A 2,165-nucleotide genomic window follows, 5' to 3' on the forward strand; every position below is an offset into this window, starting at 1 on the left:
GTTGACGAGACGGAAGCAGCCCGAGGACACCTTGGTGCCGATCGTGTCGGGACGGTTGGTGCCATGGATGCGGTAGACGGTGGTGCCGAGATACATGGCGCGCGCCCCGAGCGGATTGCCGGGGCCGCCGGCCATGAAGCGCGGCAGATAGGGCTGGCGCTGGATCATCTCCGGCGGCGGCGTCCAGTCCGGCCACTCCTTCTTGTTGGTGATGTTCACCAGCCCCTGCCACTGGAAGCCGTCGCGGCCGACGCCGATGCCGTAGCGGATCGCGCGCCCGCCCGGCTGCACCAGGTAAAGGTGACGCTCGGCGGTCGAGATGATGATGGTGCCCGGCGATTCGGTGGTGCGGAAATAGACCACCTGCTTCTGCCATTCCTGATCGAGCTGGTAGCCGTCGTCGGCGATCAGGCCCGGCTCGTCGCCGCGGTCGGGCTGCTGGGCGAAGGCCTGGGGCATCGACAGGGCGAGGCCGATCGCAGCCGCAAATATCCCGGTCAGGCGACGAAAATCCGTCATTTCAAGCTCTCCCCGCTGCCACAGCGCAAATCATTCAAAGCCATCAAATCTCAGGGGCATGTTCATGGCAAGTTGATGGCGCACTCGGCTGGTATGTCACGAGAATGCTTTGCTTTTTTGACGGGCCCACGGCAATGCCACAAACAGGGGATGGCGCGAAAAGCCTAGATGACGGCCGCGAGGTCGGTCCGCTCCCTCTCCCGCTCGCGGGAGGGAGAGCGCATAGGCTTCTTGGCGGCGGCTGAGTGCGCGCCTCGTCCTTCGAGACGACCGCTTCTCGCGGTCTCCTCAGGATGAGGCTAAGACGCATCGGTGCCGGTCAAATTGCTGCCGCGTGCTCTGTCCCTCATCCTGAGGGCCCGCCGCAGGCGGGCGTCTCGAAGGATGGCTGCAGGCGACTTGTCAGCCCCTTTTCATATGCGATCGCGCCGTCGCGCGCGGGGAGAGCTAAATCCGGTTGCTCTCCGGCGCGATCCCGAGCCGCCGCACGATCTCGGCTGCCACGGCGCGGGCCTCGAGCCGCGAGCCGATGCGGGGGCTGCGAAACCTCCGTCCGGAGCGCAACCGGATCACCACGATGCAATGCTCGTCCTCGGACCGGCCGCGGCGCTCGACGGTGATCGCCTTCACGTCGCGCCCCTCGATGTGGTCGGCGCGCAAGCTGCCGTCGCCCCACAGGCGCTCGACGCGGATATCCGCTTGCCGGACGACCCAGAAGGCGCCGGTCACGAGGTTGGCGTATCGGTAGACGGCGAACGCGGCGATCGCGCCGATCGGCAGCAGCAGGATATCGACGTGGCTGGGCGACAGCCCGCGCCAGAGCTTGTAGGCGTAGGGAACGGCAGACAGTGCAACGGCGATCAGTGCAACGATCCGGATGTCCCGTGCGGCAAACGGCTCGAGGGGCTCGCCGAGACGCATCTCGGGATTGCTGGCATCGAGCGGATTGCTTGGCGCCTCGACGTCGGGAACGTTGAATTGCGCGGCGATCCGGGCCACGGTGTCGCGAACATGCGTGACATCGGAGATCGGTGGGGACGTCAGGCGTTCCCCCGAGGCCAGCGCGAACGCGAGCTGGAAGCGGGCCTTGGCCGCCTTGTTGCCCAGAACCTGCAATCCCGTGATGTCGTCTTTCGCGACGATCCGCGTGCGGAGTTTGCCGAAGGGGCGCTGTTGCCCGATCAGGATCTCGTCGGGCGTGATGATCCACACCACCGCCGGCGCCAGCATGACGCCGCCGATGAACGCCGCTCCCAGCAGCAGCGCGATCACGGAGATGATCACTTCCAGGGTGTCGTGCGTGAACAGGCCGGGCGTGAAGCAGAGCGCAACGGCCGCCGCAGAGCCGGCCACGACCAGCCGCTGCGCGATCGAGGAGCCTTCACGAAGGCGAATGTCGTTGCTGGTGGTCGCGTCGTCCATTGCGGGCGGCTGATTGCGTCGGTTGCGAACCTCCACGGACGGGTCCGTGGAGTCAAGCAACAAGGCCGTCAGGTGAAACCAGCCGCGCGATGTCCGTGCCGCATCAGCTGCTGGCGTTGAGCAATCGGCCGACGGTGCGGTCGATCTCGTCGTAGCGGCCTTCGCCTGCGTGCTGGAACACGATCTTGCCGGTCTGGTCGATGATGTATTGCGCCGGCCAATAC

Annotated in this window: 2 protein-coding genes and 1 pseudogene; all 3 read right to left on the reverse strand. The window is 66.1% G+C overall.

Annotated elements, in window-relative coordinates; translation table 11 throughout:
• Nucleotides 1-519: L,D-transpeptidase (locus AC1D00_RS37940; RefSeq protein WP_477014201.1), on the reverse strand; the 519-nt coding region annotated here is incomplete at its 3' end.
• A gap of 447 nt (nt 520-966) precedes the next feature.
• The gene (locus AC1D00_RS37945; protein WP_477014202.1) at nt 967-1,941 is read right to left on the reverse strand and encodes a hypothetical protein; all 975 of its coding nucleotides are present in this window, start codon (nt 1,939-1,941) and stop codon (nt 967-969) included.
• A 103-nt stretch (nt 1,942-2,044) separates the two neighbouring features.
• Nucleotides 2,045-2,165, reverse strand: a pseudogene (locus tag AC1D00_RS37950) (thioredoxin); the annotation flags it as partial.

It is taken from the genome of Bradyrhizobium sp. P2_E8, from assembly GCF_056403875.1.

What these genes read in the sequence shown, in the direction of transcription:
- AC1D00_RS37945 (WP_477014202.1), bottom strand. Translation starts at nt 1,941, where the DNA reads ATGGACGACGCGACCACCAGCAACGACATTCGCCTTCGTGAAGGCTCC.